Raw genomic sequence first — 23,258 nt, 5'->3', positions numbered from 1 at the left:
GAGCAAGGCTCACTGGTGTTGATCTCGATGACTAAACGCCTTGCTCTGTATATTACTGTATGTATTTTGGATTCACTTGATACAGGGGAATTTAAGAGGTCATAAAGCACTTTTAAAAGTGCTATCAGTTTGATTTAATTTTCTGGTATTCATTCAATAAAATATCTAACTTTTGACTATACTTAATCGTATCAGAATGCGTAAGTCCTTTTGATATTCCAATAGTAATCATATGAGTTCTCAAATAACAAATGGATGTTTCCAGGTGTTTAAGAGATAAAGTTTTTGTATTCATGACTTACCTCCTGCTGATTTGTGACTAAAAACCAAAATTAAATAAATATTTAACATTATAAACTAATTATTACAAAAATGTAATGATATAATGAAAAAATTTTAGACTGTTTAACCTATGGAATCGACTGTTGATTAACAATATTTAATAAAAAATGAAAAAAGAGAAGAAGTTGAACGTATCCAGTGTGTCTTGTGTGTGAAAGTAGGTAGAGAAGAATATGGTTCGGCTACAGAAAAGCCGTGAAGGCTTATCAGGAGAGTAAGGGACTTGTTGTAGATGGCATTGTCGGTATTAAGACTTGGGACATACTGTTCTAAATAATTGTATAAAAACTGTTCAAGTTGTTATAATAGTGAAGCTTCTTTCTAGCGACGGATGCGACCCCTTCTCCATAATAGGAGAGGGGATTTTTAGTTTTTTATAAGAGGTACCATAATAATTTTTTATTTGTCTTCTTTTAAGTTGGCTTTTTCGTAAAAATTGTTGCTTTTAAAATATTAAGGTTAATGGTGAAGCTGATGAACCAGCATTTCCAGTTGGGCAGGGTAGACACTATGATGTTTACTTTTTTGATAATCCCACTAATTTAAATGGGAAGAAGTACAAAATGTTAGCCACTCATAAGAAAACCAAAGAGACTGTTCAACTTTATGAATGGGAGATTGACAATAACAAAAGTGGTGCGAAATTCTCCTTAGATAAACCAGGACTTTGGAAGAGCGATGTTTCTGTTGATGAAGAGCTATTAACCAGTTTTGCTGTAAAGGCAGAAAATTAGAGAATGAACGAAATGAACCCGTTCACCTTCGGAATTATGTTTGTGAGAGCAGAAGTAAAATAAAAATAAATTGTGTCATTAACCTATATGGAACATAGAATAAATTACCCCATTTAAGTACCTCCTTAAAACAAATAAGGAGTGATAGTATGTCTGGCGTTCGTAGAGATGATTGTTGTGATGGATTTGACAGAGGCTGTGGATTTGGTGGTGGATTTGCCTTTTTAGTTGTATTGTTTATTCTCTTAATTATCGTTGGAGCTAGTTTCTGCGGTGGATTTGGTGGCGGATATGCTGCTCCAGCCTATGGATATGGTGCATACTGTTAAAAATGAAAAGCTGCCCTTTTGGGCGGTCTTTTTATTTTTAAAGTCTTATTTTAGTTTAATAAAAACATGGACAAAAATGAGCATAAAAGGTTGCTGCCTTTTATGCTCATTTTTATGCGAGCGATGTATAGGATAAGCAAGAATGTTTTATTAGTTGTGCACTAAAGGTATGAGATCATATTGATGCGCTTGAACTGAGTTATAGCATAGAAATAGCTATTATGAGCACGATAATGAAAGAGCATTTTAAGTAATAAATAATAATTATTGGAGGCTTTTGTTTTATGACACAACTAAATCAACAGTTGTTATTGCCAGAAGTGGCTCAATCTGTTCAACAAGCTGTGAAACAAGCGCAATCTAGTACAAGCGAACAGCAAATGCAACAAGCACAACAAGCTGTCCAACAAGCGCATCAACAATTACAAAGTATTCAACCTTCTACTCTTCAGGAACAACAACAATTGGAACAATTGCAGCAAGATGTCCAAAAGGCCTATCAAAAGTTGCAACTAGAAAGTCAGCAATTACTTCAAGCGCAGCAATTGGTACAAACTGAAAATCAGCACTTACAGCAAGCGCAGCAACAACTAAAAAAAGAACAACAAGATGTTCAACAGGCACAACAAGAATTTCAACAGGCGCAAGCTATTGCAACGGCATATCAAAATAGCCATCAACAGTAAAATGAATGTTTTTAGGGATAAAGAGAGTGAACATTTAATGTATTAAATGCTCGCTCTTTTGTTTTGCCTATTAGGTAAAAGAGCATGCGCGGAAAATCAAATATGTGATTGTCGATGATAAGGGAGAAGGGTGGCGAATGGGACGGATTTCTTGAAAGAGGATTGTTAAATGGTACTGTGGACAACAGGCCAATTTTGGGCTTATTTGCTCGGCCCTGTAAAATGAGAGAGAAAGCACAGAGTGAACATTAGGACTAGCTAAGAAAGAGGCTAATTTTTTGTACCAAGGCTCATATGTGTCTTTTAAGTATTGTGAAATTATTGATATTATGACGCAATTTACTTGTCGACGAAAATCGACAAAAAATTTATGATAAGTAGAGTAATAATGTTATTACTTTAATTGCTTTCTTTTTTTTCATAAACGGTCAGTTTCTTTTTAGTACTGGCCGTCTTTTTTAGGAAATATCCTCAAGGAGTTTTTTATATGAAACAAATAGACATTGATAAATTATTGGAGGATACAGGTAATGCGGTCGGTGAAACTTGTTTTGTAAATCAAGAAAGAGTAGATATTGATCAACTGCTTGAGCAAACAACAGATTTGTAAGAAGCTTAGAAGTCTGTCAATAATTAGATTCAATGACGAAAAACACCTAAATGAGGTGTCTTTTTTATACTTTTTTAAGTTTGTATGGAATGATGATAATCTTCATTACCAATTATATGTTTGTAAATGATTCGTGTTATGTTAATGGGGGGTATTGATGTATTTCTACATAGAAGCCTGTATTATTCGAACTGTTGAAGCTTTAAGTGTCAGCGGTTTTTTATCTTTTACCAAATATATTGACATACGCTCTTCAATAGATTTTGATGTAATTATGTATTAAATAGAGGAGGTACACACAATGTCTCAAAAACATCAGCATGTTTTGCATATAGTAGATTTTGTCACAACGGGATTTAACACTATTTTTGTGAAAATAAAGGGTTATGATGCCATTTTAGAGAGAGAATTTGAAGGAGAAGTTAAATTTTTGGATGATAGGCCTTTTGGAGATATCATTCATCCTGAAAGGTCTCTATTATCTCCTGAATGTAGGCAATATGTTCAAGAGCGCTTATTGAACAAATATCATATAGGGGAATTTAATTAAAGCAGAATAACAATGCGTAACAGCTCAACATCATCGAGCGATAGGCAGATAAGTTGGATAATACAGATGTAGTTAAGTGAATAAGAAAGGATCTGCTTTAGAAAAGGCTATATCCTATATATTTTCAACTTGTTAAGTAGACATAAGAATATTATCTGTTGATTTTTGGCTCCGACTAGATGGGGTCGTGTCAGAAAATCAATTTGGGTGTATATAATTATAGAGGGATGATGACAAATAGGGCTAAGAATCATATCACCTTTCTTCCGTAATGTGCATAAAATAATGGTGCAGAACAAGTAAGTTGATTACGTCCTTTAAAAATGGACAAGTATGATATCATTGCTAATCTGACATCGCTTATTTAAGGGGAGAACGTAATGGTTAAAGACCTCTTAACGTTACTGGCCGGTTTTTTATCAGCTTTATTATTTTTCCTAAGTACGATTGGGATTAAATTGGACTGGTTTACTGAGGAAAGTATTAGTGCATTTATTTGGCTGCTATCAGCGTTTATCACATTAGTTGTTAATATGTATGCGGTATATAAAAACACATATGTGTTGACGAAAAAAGCAAGAATTCAAAAGGAAGAATTAGAGAAAAAAGGGTTAAAATAAAAAAAGCGCGAGTTGCGCTTTTATTGAATATGACGATATAATCCAATGACTTTTCCAAGAATAGTTACATCATGTAAAAGAATTGGTTCCATAGTGGAATTCTCAGGTTGCAATCGAATGTAGCTTTCCTCTTTAAAAAATCGCTTTACCGTAGCTTCATTTTCCTCTGTCATGGCTACGACAATATCCCCATTATTAGCTGTTTTTTGCTGTTTAACAATCACATAATCTCCGTCAAGAATACCTGCTTCAATCATGCTTTCACCCATAATTTCTAACATAAACACTTGTTCATCATGAGGAGCCATATTCGCTGGCAGAGGAAAATATTCTTCAATATTTTCGATTGCGGTAATAGGCAGGCCAGCTGTAACTTTTCCAAGAAGTGGAACATTAATAACGTTGCTTTGCGGGATTTGACTGTCTTTATCCAGATCAAGGATTTCAATAGCTCGTGGTTTTGTGGCATCACGTCTAATTAATCCTTTACTTTCTAAGCGTGATAAATGTCCGTGCACGGTTGAACTAGAAGCAAGACCAACTGCTTCGCCGATTTCTCTTACAGATGGTGGATATCCCTTTTTTTGGACTTCTTCTTTTATAAAATTAAGAATATCTTGTTGACGTTTGGATAGCTTTGTCATTTGAAACACCTCTTCTCCTCATCTTTTTTCTATAGTATACCATGATGTGTTATAGGGTACAAACATAAGTTCTAGATTAAATATTGACAGGAATATTTGTTCGCTTTATAATTCGAGTTAACAGAACAAACATTCGTGGCGGAGGGGTTTTCAATGAAGGCTTTTTATAAAAAGTATTTTTATACTATCGTGGTAGCAGGTGCTGTGTTTCTTTTATCAATCTTATTCTCTCTTACAATTCAAGAAGATTCTTCAGCACATTTTCAGCCCATTCTCATAGAGGAAGGCGATACATTATGGAGCATTGCTAATCGGTATGAAGAAAGTCATTTGACAAAAGCGGAATTCATTGATTGGATAGAAGAATATAATGAAGTACGTGCAGATGCTTTGCAGCCAGGTGAAACAATCATCATCCCTGTTACTCAGGATGAGCATATTCAAAGTATGGCAAGTGCTGAATAAAGGTAGGTAAGTTATGAAAGCAGTCATTTATTGTCGAGTCAGTACGGAAAAAGAATCTCAAACAACCTCTTTAACTAGACAAGAAGAAGAGCTTATCAAGTTAGCGAACAAACTAAGTATGGAAGTTGTTCATATTGTGAAAGAGCAAGCTAGTGGATATGAGCTGAATCGTGATGGCATTTTTCAAATGCTAGAATGGTTTAAAAACCAAGAAGCAGATACTTTACTTATTCAAGATGAGACAAGATTAGGCAGAGGAAATGCAAAAATCGCTCTTTTTCATCTTATTTTAAAGGAAGGTATTAAGATTTATACGTTAACACATGATGGTGAAATGGAATTGTCAGATGCAGATGCTATGGTCATTCAAATCGTAAGCATTGTAGAAGAGTATCAAAGAAAACTACATAATTTAAAAATTAAGCGTGGTATGATTCGAGCGGTCGAGAATGGGTATCGTCCGCAAAAAAACCTTTCAAATAGAGGGCAGGCTGGTGGAAGAGATCGTAAAGAAGTGCCGATTGAAGAGATTGTTCGATTGCGGGGCAATGGACTTACCTTTGCTGATATTGCGGCAACATTAAGAGGATTTGGCTATAACGTGTCAAAAGCAACCGTTCATCGGCGTTTTCTTGAATACGCGCAAACAAGTGAGGACAATGAATCAGAGAACTTGTAATTTTGCTTCTTTTTTAATACGATGTGAGTATCTGTTATATATAGAAGGAGCGAGAGCATGTTATCAAAAGAAAAATTAGCTCGTATTAATGAGCTATCTAAAAAATCTAAAGAAGTCGGCTTAACAATGGAAGAGGCAAAGGAGCAAACGAAGCTCCGGAGCGAATATTTAGAGACATTTCGACAATCTATGTCTAATACGTTGGAGCATATGACTGTTATTGATCCAGAAGGAAAAGACGTAACTCCACAAAAAATTAAAGATATTAAAGCAAAAAGAAGGTTACATTAAGTGAAAGAGAAAAAAGAATACACACTAGTTGTATTCTTTTTTTATGTAAAGTTCTCATGATTTTAGTTGTTATATTGGGAATGTCACTATAATATAAAGAAGTACATATAAGGAAAGGAAGTTTTAAAAATGTCAGAAAAAATCGATGCATTAGCCATCAATACGATTCGAACATTGTCGATTGATGCAATTGAAAAAGCTAATTCAGGTCATCCTGGTATGCCAATGGGAGCAGCGCCAATGGCGTATACATTATGGACTCAATTTATGAACCATAACCCAAAAAATCCAAACTGGTTTAACAGAGACCGCTTTGTACTTTCAGCAGGTCATGGTTCTATGCTTTTATATAGCTTACTTCATTTATCTGGATATGATCTATCATTAGATGATTTAAAGAATTTCCGTCAATGGGGAAGTAAAACACCAGGCCATCCAGAATACGGTCATACAGCTGGAGTAGATGCGACAACAGGTCCACTTGGACAAGGGATTGCGATGGCAGTTGGGATGGCAATGGCAGAACGTCATTTAGCTGAAACGTATAACCAAGATGGCTATAATGTAGTTGACCATTTTACATATAGTATTTGTGGCGATGGTGATTTAATGGAAGGTGTTTCAGCAGAAGCGGCTTCACTAGCTGGTCACTTAAAATTAGGTCGCTTAGTCGTGTTATATGATTCAAACGATATTTCATTAGATGGTGATTTAGATAAATCATTTAGTGAAAGTGTAGCGAAGCGTTTTGATGCATATGGTTGGCAGTATTTACGTGTCGAAGATGGCAATGATTTAGGTGAAATTGCGAAAGCGATTGAAGAAGCGAAAGCGGATGAGAATCGTCCGACATTAATTGAAGTGAAAACAGTTATCGGATATGGTTCACCAAACCGTTCTGGTAAATCATCTGTTCATGGTGCTCCACTAGGTGCAGATGAATTAAAATTAACAAAAGATGCTTACAAATGGACGTTTGAAAAAGATTTCCACGTTCCTAATGAAGTGTACAGCCACTTTACAGAAGCATGTGTACAAGCAGGAAGTCAAAAAGAGCAAGCGTGGACAGACTTATTTGCAAATTACAAAGAAGCATACCCAGAACTTGCTAGTCAATTAGAAGCTGCTATTAAAGGTGAGCTGCCTGCAGGTTGGGATCAAAACATTCCTGTATATGAGGAAGGTAAATCATTAGCAACACGTGCATCAAGTGGTGAAGTGTTGAATGCAATTGCGAAAAACGTGCCAAGCTTTATCGGCGGTTCAGCTGACTTGGCTGGTTCTAACAACACGACGATTAAAGGAGAAGCAGATCTTGTCCCTGGTGAATATAGCGGTCGTAATATCTGGTTCGGTGTCCGTGAATTCGCAATGGGTGCTGCTTTAAATGGAATGGCGTTACATGGCGGTGTGAAAGTATTTGGAGGAACATTCTTCGTATTCTCGGATTACTTACGTCCAGCAATTCGTCTAGCTGCTTTAATGAAGCTTCCAGTCACATACGTGTTTACTCACGATAGTATTGCAGTAGGAGAAGATGGTCCTACTCATGAACCAATCGAACAATTAGCTTCTTTACGTGCGATGCCAAACCTAGGTGTGATTCGTCCAGCTGATGGAAATGAAACAGCGGCAGCGTGGAAGCTAGCTCTTGAATCAGAAGATAAACCGACAGCTCTTGTATTAACTCGTCAAGGCCTGCCAACGTTGAAAAATACAGCTGAACTAGCTTTAGAAGGTGTATCTAAAGGGGCTTACATCGTATCTCCAGCGACAAAACAAGAAGCTGATGCATTATTACTTGCAACTGGTTCTGAAGTGAGCTTAGCTGTGGAAGCACAACAAGCTTTAGCATCAGAAGGTATTGATGTTGCCGTTGTCAGCATGCCATCTTGGGATCGTTTTGAAGCTCAAACGAAAGAATACAAACAAAGTGTTTTAAATCCTTCTATTAAAAAGCGTCTAGCGTTGGAAGTAGCTTCACCATTTGGTTGGGACCGCTACACAGGCGATGAAGGTGATATTTTAGCAATTAATCACTTCGGAGCATCTGCACCAGGCGGAAGAATTATGAAAGAATTTGGTTTTACAGTTGAAAATATCGTTTCTAGAGTTAAAACGTTAATTCAACAATAATAGAAGTCAAACTGACATCGCATTTTGTGATGTCAGTTTTTTTATCGTCAAAAAGTATGGAAGTAAGTGAAGTTTTAGAATGCTTTTTGAATTAACTAGATTTCTTTCGACAAAAGTTCTGATTTTTTTTTTCAATAAACAACATATCTTTTTAGGTATATCCTATATAATGGAAGTGGATTTTAATATGGCAAATAAATCTATTTTTAGATGGATATAAAAATATGATTTTTTCTATGATGTGTTATTAAAAATTAAGTGTGAGGAGGCGTTGGCTGAATGAGAACCTATCGAGTCTATTTAATAGAAGAGGAAGTTGCTCAGCTTTATTTTGGAAGAGAAAGGTCACTTTTCAATTTATTTTTGGAATATGTTCAGACAACGGGATCTTTACGAGATATTTTACACAAGCAAATTGAATATGTAACGAAAATAATTCCAAATGAGCAAGTGAAGAAAGTAATTGAACAACAAAAGAAGCAGAATTTTTGCTATCAAAATGGGGGATATTACTTAGAAAAGAATAATGGCAGGAGTTGTGCGACATTATGGATTCATCGAGATTTTGTGGAGATTCAATCGAGCGGAGACTATGTAGCAGAAACGGCCTTTTTTGAATGCATTCGTAAATGTGGGCCTAGCTTCTTGGCTATTGATTTCGATCATGAGCGTTTTGGCTGGCTCAAGCCGATTAAGGAAAGAAAATTTGTCTAAATAGAGGACTTTTCGGCAGGGAATATTGTATAATAACCTTTGGTCTAGTACACTGATGTTAGACAACAAGAAGGAGGAAATAGTATGTGGTTATACATTCTAGTTGGCTTTCTAGCATTGCTTGCTGGTATTGCTCTAGGATTTTTCATCGCTCGTAAGTACATGATGGACTATTTGAAGAAAAATCCGCCAATTAATGAACAAATGTTAAAAATGATGATGATGCAAATGGGACAAAAACCATCGCAAAAGAAAATTAATCAAATGATGCAAGCAATGAATAAACAACAAGGTAAATAAAACCTTGCTACATATGGTTTTTAGCATTCTTTGATTGATAAAATAGGATGATTATGGGTAAATTTTCCTCTATTTGGTTGAGTTTTCATCGCCATTATACGTACATGTTGGTTAATCATTCTAATAATTGATATAAGACCACTTTTTTGTTGAAAGATTAAGCAGAAAGGTGGTCTTTTTCGTGTTGTTAGAAGATGTAATTGATGAGTATTTATATCATTGTAGGGCTAAAGGTTATACAAATAAAACCATGATAAATAAACGCCAAGAATTAAAGCAGGTGAAGATATTTCTAAAAGAGAAACGTGGTATCACAGAATTAGAATCAGCGACGGTACATGATTTAAAAGCATATGTAAGAGGGAAGCAAAAGTCTGGACTTAAGCCACAAAGTGTTACATCAATGGTAAAAATGGTTAAAGCGTTCTTTAATTGGTGTGTCAAGGAAGAGTATTTAATAGAAAGCCCGATGACTAAGGTTGAGTTACCTAGAGTGCCTAAGCTTGTGTTGAATGGATTCACGACAGAAGAAGTTACAGCCATGATTAATTCTTTCACATATGAAGACTATATTAGTACTCGTAACAAAGCTATGATTGCAATGATGGTGGATACAGGTATACGATCAATAGAATTGTTGGGTATCACAATGGATCAAACTTGTTTAAGCGGATACAAGATAATTTTTGTATCTGCTTTTTTATGTATACCATATTTTAAACAACATATAAGCGTCATAGAGCTATTTTAAATAGTACGAATACAATAATTGGCCGTGTAAAATTGGTAATCTTGTATTCCACTGTAGTATACCCAGAGGAATCATTGCTTTTAGTATTTGTATTGTTAACAGGAGCAGCTGTATGAGCTCTAACCAATACTAATATTAATACTAATAATATTGATGAGAGCATCATGAGGATAATCGCTCTTTTGAACATGTTACTCTACCTCCTTCTATTTTCCTTTCCTTTAGCCTCTATACCTATTTGAGGACCCAACCACATTCTCAAGGTATTTTCATAATTACTTCGAATGTGACATGCGATCATTTCATACATATCATCTAAAGGGAACTTAAGTTTAAGTAATTCATAACGATAATAAATACCAACTTTAGAAAACAAAGAAAGTCAGCATTCACTAGTACAACGCACCTGCTGCGAAATCCCAAGAAATTGAGGAGAGATGCATGAATAAAACAGGAGGGGCTAAGTATGAAATTTACGATAGAGTATATACCACTGAATAAAATCAAACCTGGTTTATCGCTGAAAATTACGGAGCACATGAAGAAACTTCAGAGATTAATGTGGGACTGCGTGTTTAATCTTTTGGTTGTCAAAAAAAATCGGAAGGATGACAGTTACATCATTGTTAGCGGGCAAGATAGATTTGAATCCCTTAAAAAACACACCAAAAATACTTATGCGCCATGTATAGTCGATAAAAGTGATTCCACCGGAATAATATCGTGGTTTTATCGTTTACGGAGCAAACAACCCCTAGATGACTTTCCTTTAGTGCCAACCAGCTGGTTAATTGTTCGTTCCTTTTTGAAACAAGAGCCTCGTTTTAAAAATCTATCCCGATCCGAACAAATAAGAGTGCTGCGTATAGCGGCACGTTACAAGAAAACTGTGATTTATACCATGAAAACTACAGTGGATGATATTCTAAGAAGTAACAAATAATTCATTCCCCTACAACAAAACCAAAAGCTATAATAAGAATTGAATTTTAGCTACACACAGTCCCAAGAGTGATTAAAATACAAAAGGGTTTTGTTCTGTGGATGCTAATGAATAAAATGACAAGAAATGACGTGTAAATTTCACACGTTATTTTTTTATTTAATTAGGTTTTTCTATGTAATTAGGTTTCATTCAGGGAAACCTTATTCTTAGTTAACTAACATTAAAAGCCTTTCTCAATTAAGAGGGGATTAAAAATTTACGTAAAATACTTTCAATTATTTCATTCTGTTAAAAGGATCTTGGTGATATTCTTGATGCTCATAAAGAAGTTGAAGAGGAGAAATGGAAAAAAGAAGATAGTGAATTGAATTATAGAAGCAGGGGAATTACCTCTATTTTTTTATTTTACCTAAAAAGGTAGCCTATGATAGTTTACTAACTTTGGCGATATGCTCCATAAGACAATCTATTTTAAAAGGGAAAATCTATTTAATAAGGATTGTGTATTGAGTAAGATAAAACATAGATTTTAATTGAAAATTGGCGTTTTAGAAGCAAGTAACAAGGTTTTAGCGTTTCATTTTTTTGAATGGCAAGCGGGAAATGGAGGGATATGGGCGGTATTATACATTTATAGTAGGAATGGCTGTTTTCATAGGAAGCAGAACTGTTTGAGAAACAGGGAATTGTTAGTCCAAGCACGATAAAAATTTTGACGATACATAACAATAGAAGTAACAGCAACCTACTAATATTTTATAAATTTTGATAGCAGTATGTTTTTGTTTATTCTAGCTTTTTTGGTCATCTTCTAGCCATTGATCAATGATAGGAATGACCCGTTTTGTTTCTGGAGAGTAACCCTTTGTTCCGTATATGTTTTTTCGTAGCAACGATTATGATCTTGTTTGTACATCTAAAGGAACTCCGGTGATTCTTAGCAACTTGAAAAGGACGTATCAAAGGCTGATAAAAGAAGCGAATGTACCTCTTATTCGTTTCCATGATCTAAGACATACTCATGCTACCATGCTACTTGCTCAAGGAGTTCATGCTAAAGTTATTTCAGAGCGGCTTGGTCATAGTAATATTAAAACGACACTAGACATATATTCGCATATACTTCCAAATATGCAAGAAGAAGCAGCTAATCAGATTGATGCTTTACTATCTAAAACACAATTTTTATCGTGTATTTGGGGCTACTTGACGTTTACATAAAAAAAGGTGGAAAGAGAGTTCTGAACAACTCCTTTTCCACCCATTTTCTTCATATTTTTTTCAAAAGCATCTATGCATTCCTACTAATATTTTTAGATTTCATTTCCTTTTTCAATATGATTATGGAAGCTGCTGATACAAGCACTGCAAGACCAGCTAAATAAAATCCATTATCTACAATCAAATTGCTATCTTCATATTTATTTATGTAGCCTAAAATAGTGGACATAATGATAAGGCAAACCACAATATTAATTATATTTAAACTATATTTATATTTTTTGGCATATCCAAAATAACAAGAAACTACTCCTAAAAGTGGTAGAGATTGTTAGACTTTATAGGAGAGTTGAAAAGGAAGATGATTCGACTTAGATGATGGGATTTCAAGTCTTTTTGTGGATAAATGTGGTAAATATAGTTCTTATGTATTAGTATAAATATAGTATATAGTTCATCATAACAAATGTAGGAGGGAAGAATATGCGCAATAGAGGTATTTTGTCATTAGTAACTGTAGGTGTATTAGCTTCATCGTTATCGGTAGGCACTGTTAGTGCAGAAGGAACTGAGTTCGAGTTGGCAAGGAAAGCTATTGAACGCCAAGTAGAAAAGCCACTTCCAAAAGGTTTAGTGGATTCGACTGCATTGAATCAGCTGCAAGTAGAAATAAAAGGCTCTGCAAAAAGTTCCGATAAAATGGGTACTGTGAGTCGTGCTTCCAGTGAGGATGATTACACTATAGAAGAAGAGTATAATGACGATTTTAATTCAGCAAATAGAATATCATTTGAGAAAGTAGCAGTCGGTCAATTACTTCCTTTGGGTGATGTAGATGTTTATAAAGTTGTCGTGCCTAGGGGTGGAGTTTTATTAGTAGGTGGACAAACTAATTCATACTCCATTGATCTAGGATTTGGTGCAATACAAAAAGATTTTGTTGAGAATAGTAACTTAAAATATTTAGGCTATGAGTACGATTATGAGTACGATGTTGAAACATTAGCGTATCAGGCTAAAAAAGGCACATACTATGTGGGTGTCATAGACCGAGATAACGACTACATTGATAATAATACAGAAGAGGACTTATATGCGATCGGAACTATATTTATAGACAATGTCAAGCCATCTAAGCCTACTGTTAAAAAAGTTGATGATAATGATAAAGTTGTAAAAGGTAAAGCAGAAGCATCATCAACCGTGACCGTAAAGGCAGGAAGTAAGACACTTGGGTCTGCCAAGGCTAGTTCAAACGGAAATTACTCTGTTAAGATAAAAGCACAAAGAAAGGGAACTATACTTTCTATTACTGCAAAGGATAAGGCGGGGAATATTAGTTCAAAGACAACTACTACAGTTGTAAAACATTAAATTCAAATGGCTTTTACATGTAAAAGCCTCCCTTCAGGACACATGTTCTAAAGGGAGGCTAATCTATTACCCGTTCTATAAACTTCACTCTTTATTGCACTGCTTACCTTCGGATTATTGAGCGGATGTATATGGTTTTACCCCTTCTTTTTCTTTTACTTTATCAATTTTATCTACAAACATCTGAAACACTTTTTTCTTTTCTTCCAGGTCTTTTATTTCTTCTTTCAACTGGTTAAATCTTTGTTCAAACGGTTTATGATAAAGTTCACGGATATTGCGGATAATCTCATCATTGACTGTAGATTGTACAACCTGTTTAGTAATGCTGAATTTATAGGAATAAACCTGAAGCTCACGTTTTACTTCTTCATACTCTTTATCTATTCCATGTAATAACTCACAAATTTCTGTTTTCCACTCTTCTAAAGACTTCTTTACATGCGCCTCCATGGTTCATCTCCCTTTAGTCAACTTCATTATGTATACTAAGCAACAAGCTTTTCTTATAAGTCTATCAATTTATCTTTGCATTTTCCTTTCTATACAGTTACATAACAACGTATTTTTATTAAAAGAAGATAACAGGACTGTGTCAAAGTATGAAAGAGAGAAAAGTAAATCAATTTTGATTGGGTGCCAGGGAAGTGGGAGCTTTTCGCAGAGAAAGACGGTGTTAAGAAGGGGAGATAAACAGGGAAGTTCCATTATTCTTAAAAGTTAAAAATAGGTCAAGCGTGGCAGGATTCGAACCTGCAAAATACATTATTCACTATCGTATAATGTGAACAAGTCGCTCTGTCCAGTTGAGCTACACGCTTGCAGATAACAAAGCAATAATCTAATCGTTGCTCCATGTTTCTTATTATGTACTTAATCAGCGGTTTTACTCATACAATTTTTTATTTCTTTACTACATGATTCCCTTTAATTTCACGAAGGTTGAATTATTCGTACAACAAATCAAAGATAAGCCGAGTTTCTTCCTTATTATAGATGCCTCATCATAGACAATTATCTAAAAGCATGGTATATTTTTCAACATAGAAAATGAGTTTCGGATTGATAAAGCAGGAGTTGCAAAAACGTTGATAGACCAATTAACGAACAAATGTTACAAATGATGATGATGCAAATGGGACAAAAGCCATTGCAAAAGAACATCCATTAAATAAGGCAACAAATGAAGTAATGAAAAAAGCACTCCTGGGAGTGCTTTTATTGTGGATTCTATTATTTTTCGTAAGAGTATAATTGGAAACCAATAAATGTATTTTTATGAAATGCTTTGCTACAATGGACATATACTTTTTATCTAGGGGTGAAAGTATTGGATGATTTGAATATCTTTTTAGCTTTTGGAGCAGGGGTACTGAGTTTTATTTCACCATGTTGTTTACCATTATATCCAGCTTTTCTTTCCTATATAACAGGGATGAGTGTAGGAGATATTAAAGCAGAACCGGTTATGCTCCAAAGAAGAAGTTTCTTACATACGCTTTTCTTTTTATTAGGCTTTTCTCTTGTATTTATTGCCCTTGGTTTTAGTACCTCTTTTTTAGGGACCTTTTTTTATGATTATTCTGATTTGATTCGTCAAATTGGGGCAATTCTTATTATCCTTTTTGGTTTAATTATTTTAGGAGTGTTTCAGCCACAATTTTTAATGAAAGATAAGAGGATTGAATTTAAAAATCGGCCTACTGGTTATTTTGGTTCTATGATTATTGGTCTCGCGTTTGCAGCAGGATGGACACCTTGCACAGGACCTATTCTCGGTGCCGTTATATCTATGGGGATATCTCAACCGGCTTCTGCGATGTATTATATGATTGCTTATATTTTAGGCTTTGCGATTCCGTTTTTCATGCTATCTTTCTTTATTGGAAAAATGTCCTGGATTAAAAAGTATAGTTCTAGCATGATGAAAGCCGGTGGATACTTAATGATTGTAATGGGAGTGGTGTTATTTTTTGATTGGATGACCAAGATTATTAGTGTTTTATCTAGTCTATTTGGAGGGTTTACAGGGTTTTAATGGGGATTTTAAACGAATTGTAACATAATATATCTTGAATAAAGGACTTAAGTCTTATATTCTAAAGATGCTTTCTAGTTTTTGTATAGATATTAGAATAAGATAGAGTGCTTCGTTGTATGAAATGAGGAGGAATAATCATGGCAAAAATATTAGTAGTAGATGATGCAAAGTTTATGAGGATGACCCTTTCTAACATATTGAAAAAAGCTAATCATCAAGTAGTTGGTGAAGCTGAAAATGGACAGGAAGCGATTGAGCGATATCGAGACTTAAATCCAGACCTTGTAACAATGGATATTACCATGCCGGTTATGAGCGGGTTAGATGCGGTAAAAGGAATTAAACAGGAATTTCCTACAGCTAAAGTGATCATGTGTTCTGCAATGGGGCAACAGAAAATGGTCGTTGAAGCGATTGAAGCAGGTGCCAAGGATTTTATTGTGAAACCTTTTGATGAAGGTCGAGTGATTGAGGCTATAAACCGTACTCTCAGTTAAGGTGTGTCTTCTTGCTTATCTGAATTAGGTAATATATACTTTTATTCGTAATATAATGTTACCTAATTTAGTTAAAGGAATGATAGATGGTGATTTATATATCCGCGGTAATTGCTATTATTATGGGGATTACTGTATATAAGTTTAGGATGACTGAAACCGAAAGACCGGTGAATGTGAAGAAGATTATTTTGCCGCCTCTATTTATGAGTACGGGGGCTTTAATGTTTATTTTTCCAATGTTTCGCATAACCAGTTATGAATTTATAGAAGCATTTACAGTAGGGCTGTTATTTTCGATTTTATTAATTAAAACATCCAAGTTTGAAGTGAGAGACAATCAAATTTATATGCAGAGATCGAAAGCGTTTGTATTTATTTTGGTTGCTCTTTTATTAATCCGCTTAGTTGCTAAAATTATATTAGGAAGTACACTAGAATTTGGTGTATTAGCTGGCATGTTTTATATTCTCGCGTTAGGAATGATTGTTCCTTGGCGAATTGCAATGTATTTCCAATATCAAAAAGTAAAAGAGTCGCAGTTAGGTAACGGAAAAATGGCTTGATTAATCATATTGCTTAGTATAGTTAATAAAGAGGTGAGACTACACAATAGTAGCTCGCTTTTTTGTTGCTTATGAATCGGGAAGGAGCAATTTCGTTTTCAGGTTGCATGTAGCAATTATTTACATATGGAGTAATATTAATAATTCATTAATAGTTGGTTAAGGTTTTGTTAACAAAAATGTAAGATTTATGATTAAGGTTTATAGTTCTTTTGTTTTATAATGTGATTAACTTAAATATATTATTATGGAGAATGAGGGAACAAATATGATGCAAGTGTACTGTTGTGAATCATGTCAAAAGGGCTATGAGAATTATCAAGATCTTCAACATATTGATTCCATTATAGAGCAGGGAATATGCTGTGTATGTCGAAACGATGCCGCTTATTGTACGCAATGTAATATGTATTATTTTTATGAGGAAGCTCATGCAATAATAGAAAATGAAAGTAATTTATGTACAGAGCATTATCAGAATTTTTTTGATAAAGAGTACAGTGCTGCATTAGTGTTAGAATAAACGAAAAACACAATCGACTAAGAAGTTGAATTGTGTTTTTTGTTTTTAAAACAGAAATATGACATCTTTGAAATAAAGTTGTAAAAAAAAGGAACCTTATCTATAATATAAATTAAGAGAATCTTGTACATATGAGGTGAAGATTCATGCTTGAAGGTTGGTTTCTATGGTTTATTCTGTTTTGGGTTCTTACGTTAGTGCTGCTAATGGGAATTGGTGGTTTCTTTATGTTTCGAAAGTTTTTAAAACGGTTACCAAAGCAGGATGGAAAATCCGATATGGATTGGGAAGAATATTACGTGAAACAAACAAAGGAATTGTGGTCACACGATCAAAAAGTGTTATTAGACGATTTAGTTGACCCTGTTCCAGAATTATTTCGAGATGTTGCTCGTCATAAAATTGCCGGTAAGATTGGTGAATTGGCATTGAAAGAGAAAGCGAACGAAATTACTGAGGATTTAATCATTCGTGGATATATTATTGCAACACCGAAGCGTGATCATAAGTTTTTAAAGAAAAAACTTCTTGAACGGGAAGTCAATATGAGCCTATATGAGCATTTGTTTGAATCATAACAATAAAATGGACAGGTTCTTTAAGAGCTTGTCTTTTATTACACAATAAAAAAGAACGTGTGTACGCTTTTAAATTTAATATGGATATTTTGCTATAATAATAGAAAAAGAAAGGACGTGAGAGGGATGAAGTTTATTCATACCGCTGATTGGCATTTAGGAAAGGTTGTACATGGTGTTCATATGACGGAAGACCAACGATTTGCGCTGCAGCAGTTTATAGAAGTAGTAGAAGAGGAAAAGCCGGATGCTGTTGTCATTGCCGGTGATTTATATGACCGCTCCGTTCCACCAACCGAAGCAGTGGAGCTTTTAGATCAAACATTATATAAAATCAATGTAGAAATGAAAACACCGATTGTGGCCATCTCAGGTAATCATGACTCGGCGGAACGACTATCTTTTGGTTCGACTTGGTATCGTCAAAGCCAGCTTTATTTAGAGGGGAGAATTGTCAATAGTTTTGAGCCTGCTCGGATTAATGGTGTGAATTTTTATAGTGTTCCTTATGCCGAACCTGGTGTTGTGCGTCAAATTATCGGAGATCCTCATATTCAATCGCATCAAGAGGCGATGAAAGCAATTACAGATCGGATTTCTGAAACGTTGAATCCAAATGAAGCGAATGTGCTAGTCGGTCATGCTTTCGTATTAGGAGGTAAAGAAAGTGATTCAGAGCGTGTACTATCAGTTGGCGGGACGGGGTGTGTGCACGTTGATGTTTTTGATGCCTTTGATTATACAGCGTTAGGACATTTACATAGTCCTGATGCAATCCGCCATCCGAAGGTTTACTATTCAGGCTCACTATTAAAATATTCTTTTTCAGAAGCGACTCAGAAGAAGTCGTTGTCAATTATTGAAATGAAGGAGAATGGTGATTTTGATTTACGCTATCGTTCGTTAACACCGAAGCGGGATGTACGTGAAATCGCAGGGTATATGGAAGAATTATTAGACCCTAGCTTCTATCAATATCAACAAATAGAAGATTACTTGAAAATTACGCTATTAGACGAAGGATCCTTGATAGATCCGATTAATAGACTGCGTCAAGTGTATCCTAATGTGCTTCACCTGGAGCGAAAATGGGATGTTATGGATTTGCGAAGAAAGCAATCTTTTTCTTCTATTAAAGATGAACGGAAATCGGAACTAGATTTATTTGAAACATTTTATAATGAAATGACCGATCGTGAATTCGATCAAAAGAAACGAGATGTCATGATTGCTGTGATTGATTCGGTGAAGCAAGAGGAGGGAGAAAAATGAGGCCGCTGAAATTAACGATGCAGGCATTTGGTCCATATGCCAATTGTGAAACGATTGATTTTACTGAGCTTGCTAATCGCACGATGTTTGTTATTTCTGGAAAAACCGGTGCTGGAAAAACGACCATTTTTGATGGAATTAGTTTTGCGATTTACGGAAAGGCGAGTGGTGAAGACCGAAATGGTCCAGATTTAAGAAGTCAATTTGCAGACGAGCATATGATAACAAGTGTGTCACTGGAATTTATGCTGCGGGGAAAAACTTATTTTATCCAGCGCTCACCGCAACAAGAACGAAAGAAGAAATCAGGAGAGGGCACAACGACTATTGGGGCGAAAGCAGAGCTCTATGAATTATCTGTAGATGGTGATAAGAAATTACTTGGAGCGAATGTGCGTGAAGTAGATGAAAACATTAAACACATTATCGGAATTGATGCTAATCAATTTCGTCAAATCTTAATGATTCCACAAGGGGAATTTCGAAAGCTATTAACGTCTGAGAGTAAAGAGAAAGAACAAATTCTTCAGAAGTTATTTCATACAGAACAATATAAACGAATTGAAGAGAAACTGAAAGAAGACGCCTTATCTTTAAAAAGAGAATGTGAAAAAAATTTGCAAGCGCGTATGGATTTGTTAAAAAGTATTATCGTTTCCGATAATGAAGAATTGCAAACAGCTATATCGGCGGCTGAACCGAATGAACAGCTCATCCTTCCTTTATTAGCAGACGAGATTGCAGCCTCCATCCAACAGCGGGATGCATATAACCGTCAACTAAAAGAGAAACAAGAATCTCGTGATTTATTACATCAAGAGATTACAAAGGCTGAACAAGTACTGCAACTATTTGCTGAAAAGGAAAAGCGACATCATGAGAAAGAAGAGTTAGCAGCTAAGCGAACTCAAATAGAAGAATGGAAAGAAAGTTTGAAAAGAGCTCAGAAAGCTTCGCTGCTTGAAAAGCAGGAACAGTATTATTTGCGTGTCGGTAGAGAAAAACAAAATAATGAAGAAGAACTAAAGAAGTTAGCTGTGCAAGCAGATCATCTAGCTGTTCACCGTCAACAACTAGCACAAGTATATGAATCAGAGCTTTCAAAAGCAGGGGAACGAGAAGAAGCGATGCGTGCCGTTCATCAGCTGCAGCAACTAAAAGAGTCTGTTTTTTCATTTGTTCAACTTCAGACAGACGTTCAACAAAGTGAAGAGAAGTGGAAGCAAAGTATTGTAAAACGAGAAGCAGCAGAGCAAACTTTAGTGGAAAAAGAACGATTAGTTGAACAAATTTTACAAACGAAAGCTGATGCTGAACAAGCTACATTGCTTTATGCTGAGACAGAACGGGAAGCGGAAAAGAATGAAGCGTTGTTAACAAAGTTAAATAAGCTCTCGGACAGCCTAATTGCACTGGAAAATGCAGAACAACAAAAAAATGAACAACTACAGCAATTAAGGAATAAAATGGATCTGCATGCTCAAGAGCAGCAGCGTTTTGCGGAGCTTGAAGAAAAATGGAGAGCAAGTCAGGCTGGTTTATTAGCAAGAACATTGCAAACAGGGCATGCTTGTCCAGTTTGTGGTGCAGAGGATCATCCGAACCCAGCCCATTTGCTTGAAGAAATGCCGTCAGAAGCAGATATGAAGCAGCAAAAGCAACGTTTAACAGAAAGGGAAGAGCAAAAACGTAAAAAAGAGAGTGGATTTTTTCAAGCAGAGTCCCAATTTAATTCGTTGCAAAAGCGGGTTCAGGAACAAGAAGAAGAACTAATCGAAATTGTTCCAACTTTTGAGCGTAATAAATTGCCCTCTTATCAACATGATTATCATGAACAAGCTGCTAGACTTCGTTTAGAGTTAACTCAATTGCTTCAAAAGAAGCAAGCGCTAAAACATTTAGAAGCAAAACTCTTACAAGTAAAAGAAGAGGTACAGGAGCTAAAAGCAGGTCTTATACAATGGAAAGAAATAGAGGACCAGGCTAAAACGGCTTATATCGAACAGAAAACGAAGCTTACGGGATTAACAGAATCGCTTCCAGAACAAATTCGTACAAAACAAGCTTATTTACTTACCTTGAATGAAGCGATAGCCACACAAAAGAAACTGCAAGAAGCATTTGAGCATGCGCAAACGGCTTTACAAAAAGCGAAGGAACAGGAGTCTGCTATTCGTACGGAAAAAGAAATAGTAGAGAAAAAGGTGACCTCCTTACAGCGAGAATTAGATGAGGAACGAACAAAATTCAGTGCAGATATGACAAAGCAAGGATTTGCCACCTATAAAGAGTATGGGGCTGCGAAACGAACTGAAAGTGAAATAGAGTGGATGGAAAAAGAAATTCAACAGTACGAACAGCAATGGCAAACGATTACGAGTTTGTATCATCATGTTGAATTGAAACTTATGGGAGTTACTCGCCCTGATTTAATTAGTCTTCAAGCCACTTTTAAACGACTTAATGAGGAACTTGAATTGCTTCGTCATCAACAAAACGAAGTAACCATAGCGCAGCAAAAGAACGAACAGGTTCAAGCAACATTAATGGAAATGAAAGAGCAACAACAAGAAATGGAAGAAAGGTATAGTATCGTCGGGCATTTATATGAAATGGCAAGAGGACAAAACCCATTTAGAATCACGTTTGAGCGCTATGTACTCGCAGCTTTTTTAGATGATATTTTAAAAGAGGCCAATACACGTTTATTGAAAATGACGAGTGGACGTTACCAATTGTTACGTAAATTAGATCCGGCACGTAGAAATATTCAAAGTGGGTTAGAACTATCCGTATATGATCAATATACAAGTCAAGAACGTCATGTGAAAACATTGTCAGGTGGCGAAAGCTTTAAAGCAGCACTTGCTCTTGCATTAGGGCTTGCAGATGTTGTTCAAAATCATGCAGGCGGAATCTCATTAGAAACGATGTTTATTGATGAAGGATTTGGGACATTAGATCCGGAATCTTTAGATCAGGCCATTGAGGCACTAATGGATATTCAAAGCAGCGGCCGCTTAGTTGGAATTATTTCGCATGTGCCAGAATTAAAGGAGAGAATTGATGCGCAGCTTGAAGTAATGGCTACTCAAAAAGGCAGTCGAACGGCATTTTGCTTCTCAAGTTAGAAGCTATTCAATTTTAATAGTTGTTTGTATAGGGCAAGTATGAAATTTATGAATGCGAATAGTTAATAGTGAATAAGCATACTCAGCACGTATTTGATGATGATAAAGTGAAAAGGGGAAATGAATCACCCGTTCTATTATGTTTGGGTGTCCTTGTTTGGCTGAGCTAGACTTATCGTGCACGGAAATGGTAAGTGCATCATGTTGAAGTCTCACACTAAGATCTTCTGTTTTATAGTTTTCTAAAGCTGCTTCAATAAAATATTCGTCATCACTTTCATAAATATCAATAAAAAATGTTTCGGCATCTAAAATTTGAGTATGAGGATCGAGAAAAAATTTCTTCACCCATTCGTCAAATAATTGAGCTTCTGTCTGTTGCTTCTTGCTGTCTGGTTCTTGCATACTCATTCCCCCGTAACACCTTTTAAACCCTTTAATTTTATTGTATGTCATGAGTTTGTAGAAAGGTTACGGGATAAAAACTTATTTTTGAAAAGTTAAGTGAAGGAATATTTTTGAGCCATAAATGAACAAATGTTATTTAGCAGAACCTTTTAAAAAATGAATGAAAGTGCGGTGGCTGTTGTAGTCACCGCACTTTTTCATTGTACTACATATCATGATGGCTATTATGTTTTTGACGGCTATGGTTTCGATTTTTTACTTTATGGGAGCCGCTTAGTGGTGCAGGTTGTCCAGAATTATTTCTTTGTGTGGATTGTTTACTATTATTATTTTGTTCATCTTTTCTTGTCATTTGTAATCCCTCCTGTTTTTAGACTAAGCGAATGAACAGTATGGATTCATACGATTTAGTTCATTCGTATGAAACCGTGGCTTAACAGTGCCTTTTTTTAAGATAAGCAGTGTTTACAAAATTATTCTGTACATATTCTGTCCAAAAGCGTAACAAGCTATGGAAGCAGACTAAAGTAAGGAGTTGAAAGTGAAGTGCAAGATAAATATGATAAACGACGTGCTTTTCAAGAAGCACAAAATCAGTACAAACAAGCAATAGATACGTTTCAAGGCATGGAGCCTAACAGTCCAGGTTATGGAAGTGAGCTAAAACATGTTAAGCAAGAGGCGAATGAAGCCTATCAACAAATTCAAACCGCTTTGACAACAGCTTCTGAACATCAACGTGTGCAATTAGAACAATTTGAAAAAGATTTACAAGGCATTATCCAAGCCATTAATGAAGAACAATAATAAAGATCTTTCTTATGCATAAACAGCATAAGAAAGATCTTTA

The 23,258-nt window shown here is 35.4% G+C and carries 29 protein-coding genes and 2 pseudogenes; 26 read left to right on the top strand and 5 right to left on the bottom strand.

What is annotated here, in order from left to right; all coding sequences use genetic code 11:
- Positions 1-124: 124 nt before the first annotated feature.
- Positions 125-295, bottom strand: coding sequence for an aspartyl-phosphate phosphatase Spo0E family protein (locus V7068_RS09495; protein WP_127759953.1), 171 nt, complete (start codon positions 293-295; stop codon positions 125-127).
- Positions 296-537: 242 nt separating this feature from the next.
- Here V7068_RS09495 and V7068_RS09490 point away from each other — a divergent pair, with 242 nt between their 5' ends.
- The 7 genes from V7068_RS09490 to V7068_RS09460 all read left to right on the top strand — a co-directional run bounded on the left by V7068_RS09490 (position 538) and on the right by V7068_RS09460 (position 3,871).
- The gene (locus tag V7068_RS09490; protein ID WP_499712508.1) at positions 538-615 is read left to right on the top strand and encodes a peptidoglycan-binding domain-containing protein; all 78 of its coding nucleotides are present in this window, start codon (positions 538-540) and stop codon (positions 613-615) included.
- A gap of 290 nt (positions 616-905) precedes the next feature.
- The gene (locus V7068_RS09485) at positions 906-1,076 is read left to right on the top strand and encodes a hypothetical protein (protein ID WP_499712507.1); all 171 of its coding nucleotides are present in this window, start codon (positions 906-908) and stop codon (positions 1,074-1,076) included.
- 149 nt (positions 1,077-1,225) lie between these two features.
- Positions 1,226-1,405, top strand: a complete 180-nt coding sequence (locus tag V7068_RS09480; RefSeq protein WP_286676528.1) for a YjcZ family sporulation protein — start codon at positions 1,226-1,228, stop codon at positions 1,403-1,405.
- 284 nt (positions 1,406-1,689) lie between these two features.
- Entirely contained in the window at positions 1,690-2,091 is a 402-nt protein-coding gene (locus V7068_RS09475; protein WP_499712506.1) for a hypothetical protein, read from the top strand.
- A 487-nt stretch (positions 2,092-2,578) separates the two neighbouring features.
- Positions 2,579-2,701, top strand: coding sequence for a hypothetical protein (locus V7068_RS09470; protein WP_499712505.1), 123 nt, complete (start codon positions 2,579-2,581; stop codon positions 2,699-2,701).
- A 301-nt stretch (positions 2,702-3,002) separates the two neighbouring features.
- A complete protein-coding gene (locus V7068_RS09465; RefSeq protein ID WP_499712504.1) occupies positions 3,003-3,251 on the top strand; it encodes a hypothetical protein in 249 nt (82 codons plus the stop codon).
- Between the two features lie 380 nt (positions 3,252-3,631).
- Positions 3,632-3,871 carry a phage holin gene (locus V7068_RS09460; RefSeq protein ID WP_499712503.1) on the top strand — a complete coding sequence of 80 codons (240 nt, stop codon included), beginning with the start codon at positions 3,632-3,634 and terminating at the stop codon, positions 3,869-3,871.
- 20 nt (positions 3,872-3,891) lie between these two features.
- On the opposite strand, the gene lexA is transcribed toward V7068_RS09460, so the two are convergent.
- Positions 3,892-4,515, bottom strand: coding sequence for a transcriptional repressor LexA (lexA, locus tag V7068_RS09455; protein ID WP_127759960.1), 624 nt, complete (start codon positions 4,513-4,515; stop codon positions 3,892-3,894).
- Positions 4,516-4,668: 153 nt separating this feature from the next.
- Between lexA and yneA the strand changes: the two genes are divergently transcribed.
- The 10 genes and pseudogenes from yneA (at position 4,669) to V7068_RS09405 (ending at position 13,392) form a co-directional block, all read left to right on the top strand.
- The gene (yneA, locus tag V7068_RS09450) at positions 4,669-4,980 is read left to right on the top strand and encodes a cell division suppressor protein YneA (RefSeq protein ID WP_499712502.1); all 312 of its coding nucleotides are present in this window, start codon (positions 4,669-4,671) and stop codon (positions 4,978-4,980) included.
- A gap of 13 nt (positions 4,981-4,993) precedes the next feature.
- Positions 4,994-5,659 (top strand): YneB family resolvase-like protein, encoded by a 666-nt coding sequence (locus V7068_RS09445; protein ID WP_403150642.1) that lies wholly within the window; start codon positions 4,994-4,996, stop codon positions 5,657-5,659.
- Positions 5,660-5,716: 57 nt separating this feature from the next.
- Positions 5,717-5,950, top strand: coding sequence for a DUF896 domain-containing protein (locus V7068_RS09440; protein ID WP_119116317.1), 234 nt, complete (start codon positions 5,717-5,719; stop codon positions 5,948-5,950).
- A 129-nt stretch (positions 5,951-6,079) separates the two neighbouring features.
- Positions 6,080-8,086 (top strand): transketolase, encoded by a 2,007-nt coding sequence (gene tkt / locus V7068_RS09435; protein WP_499712501.1) that lies wholly within the window; start codon positions 6,080-6,082, stop codon positions 8,084-8,086.
- 279 nt (positions 8,087-8,365) lie between these two features.
- On the top strand, positions 8,366-8,800 hold the full coding sequence (sirA, locus tag V7068_RS09430; RefSeq protein ID WP_127759964.1) for a sporulation inhibitor of replication protein SirA: 435 nt from the start codon (positions 8,366-8,368) through the stop codon (positions 8,798-8,800).
- An 84-nt stretch (positions 8,801-8,884) separates the two neighbouring features.
- Positions 8,885-9,100 (top strand): YneF family protein, encoded by a 216-nt coding sequence (locus V7068_RS09425; protein WP_127759965.1) that lies wholly within the window; start codon positions 8,885-8,887, stop codon positions 9,098-9,100.
- Positions 9,101-9,281: 181 nt separating this feature from the next.
- Entirely contained in the window at positions 9,282-9,851 is a 570-nt protein-coding gene (locus V7068_RS09420; protein WP_499712500.1) for a tyrosine-type recombinase/integrase, read from the top strand.
- Between the two features lie 466 nt (positions 9,852-10,317).
- A complete protein-coding gene (locus V7068_RS09415; protein ID WP_499712499.1) occupies positions 10,318-10,794 on the top strand; it encodes a hypothetical protein in 477 nt (158 codons plus the stop codon).
- Between the two features lie 897 nt (positions 10,795-11,691).
- Positions 11,692-12,018, top strand: a pseudogene (locus V7068_RS09410) (site-specific integrase); the annotation flags it as partial.
- Between the two features lie 483 nt (positions 12,019-12,501).
- Positions 12,502-13,392, top strand: coding sequence for an Ig-like domain-containing protein (locus tag V7068_RS09405; RefSeq protein WP_499712498.1), 891 nt, complete (start codon positions 12,502-12,504; stop codon positions 13,390-13,392).
- A gap of 114 nt (positions 13,393-13,506) precedes the next feature.
- Here the strand turns inward: V7068_RS09405 and V7068_RS09400 are convergent, their stop codons facing one another.
- Complete coding sequence (locus V7068_RS09400; protein WP_499712497.1) at positions 13,507-13,845, bottom strand: hypothetical protein; 339 nt, start codon at positions 13,843-13,845, stop codon at positions 13,507-13,509.
- 643 nt (positions 13,846-14,488) lie between these two features.
- Here V7068_RS09400 and V7068_RS09395 point away from each other — a divergent pair.
- From V7068_RS09395 to V7068_RS09360, 8 genes and pseudogenes are all read left to right on the top strand, one after another.
- A pseudogene (locus V7068_RS09395) lies at positions 14,489-14,563 on the top strand (YneF family protein); the annotation flags it as partial.
- A gap of 159 nt (positions 14,564-14,722) precedes the next feature.
- The gene (locus V7068_RS09390) at positions 14,723-15,430 is read left to right on the top strand and encodes a cytochrome c biogenesis protein CcdA (RefSeq protein ID WP_499712496.1); all 708 of its coding nucleotides are present in this window, start codon (positions 14,723-14,725) and stop codon (positions 15,428-15,430) included.
- A gap of 140 nt (positions 15,431-15,570) precedes the next feature.
- Positions 15,571-15,930 carry a response regulator gene (locus V7068_RS09385; RefSeq protein WP_119116304.1) on the top strand — a complete coding sequence of 120 codons (360 nt, stop codon included), beginning with the start codon at positions 15,571-15,573 and terminating at the stop codon, positions 15,928-15,930.
- 86 nt (positions 15,931-16,016) lie between these two features.
- Positions 16,017-16,496, top strand: coding sequence for a CcdC family protein (locus V7068_RS09380; protein WP_499712495.1), 480 nt, complete (start codon positions 16,017-16,019; stop codon positions 16,494-16,496).
- Between the two features lie 268 nt (positions 16,497-16,764).
- Positions 16,765-17,019, top strand: coding sequence for a hypothetical protein (locus V7068_RS09375; protein WP_499712494.1), 255 nt, complete (start codon positions 16,765-16,767; stop codon positions 17,017-17,019).
- Between the two features lie 146 nt (positions 17,020-17,165).
- A complete protein-coding gene (locus V7068_RS09370) occupies positions 17,166-17,597 on the top strand; it encodes a DUF2621 family protein (protein ID WP_499712493.1) in 432 nt (143 codons plus the stop codon).
- Between the two features lie 126 nt (positions 17,598-17,723).
- Positions 17,724-18,869, top strand: a complete 1,146-nt coding sequence (locus tag V7068_RS09365) for an exonuclease SbcCD subunit D (protein ID WP_499712492.1) — start codon at positions 17,724-17,726, stop codon at positions 18,867-18,869.
- Entirely contained in the window at positions 18,866-22,000 is a 3,135-nt protein-coding gene (locus tag V7068_RS09360; RefSeq protein ID WP_499712491.1) for an AAA family ATPase, read from the top strand. Before V7068_RS09365 ends, V7068_RS09360 begins: the two co-directional genes overlap by 4 nt.
- Positions 22,001-22,003: 3 nt before the next feature.
- Here V7068_RS09360 and V7068_RS09355 read toward each other — a convergent pair whose 3' ends face one another.
- Together V7068_RS09355 and V7068_RS09350 are read right to left on the bottom strand one after the other, a co-directional pair.
- On the bottom strand, positions 22,004-22,411 hold the full coding sequence (locus V7068_RS09355) for an Hsp20/alpha crystallin family protein (RefSeq protein WP_499712490.1): 408 nt from the start codon (positions 22,409-22,411) through the stop codon (positions 22,004-22,006).
- Between the two features lie 202 nt (positions 22,412-22,613).
- Complete coding sequence (locus V7068_RS09350; RefSeq protein WP_499712489.1) at positions 22,614-22,760, bottom strand: small acid-soluble spore protein P; 147 nt, start codon at positions 22,758-22,760, stop codon at positions 22,614-22,616.
- 194 nt (positions 22,761-22,954) lie between these two features.
- On the opposite strand from V7068_RS09350, the gene V7068_RS09345 reads away from it, so the two are divergent.
- Positions 22,955-23,215 (top strand): hypothetical protein, encoded by a 261-nt coding sequence (locus tag V7068_RS09345; RefSeq protein ID WP_499712488.1) that lies wholly within the window; start codon positions 22,955-22,957, stop codon positions 23,213-23,215.
- Positions 23,216-23,258: the final 43 nt, after the last annotated feature.

The organism is Bacillus sp. JJ634, from assembly GCF_036962285.1.
Classification (GTDB): domain Bacteria; phylum Bacillota; class Bacilli; order Bacillales; family DSM-1321; genus Peribacillus; species Peribacillus asahii_A.
The sequence above is the reverse complement of the archived record's forward strand: the minus strand, read 5'-3'. Positions and strand labels throughout refer to the sequence as shown.